We start from the raw sequence: 244 nt of genomic DNA on the forward strand, positions 1-244 counted from the left end.
CAAAACTTTTACTGATCTCAACGTTGCTCAAATTATGCAAGTGTTGAAGAAGAATATTAATGGCAACCGTTTTGCAAAATGTGCCATTCAAACTGCTTTACTCGATATTCAAGCTCAACGTTTAGGCTTGCCTCTGTCTGAAGTGCTAGGTGGCCGTCTGCGTGACAGCGTCCCTGTACTTTGGGTGTTGGCTTCTGGTGATACGGATAAAGATATCGCTGAAGCGAAAAAGATGATCGAAGCT

The 244-nt window shown here is 43.0% G+C and carries 1 pseudogene; it reads left to right on the plus strand.

Going from position 1 to position 244, the window contains the following annotated elements:
• Positions 1-244: pseudogene (locus AC1M9K_RS14645) on the plus strand (muconate/chloromuconate family cycloisomerase); the annotation flags it as partial.

It is taken from the genome of Acinetobacter sp. 24-47-67 (assembly GCF_056779735.1).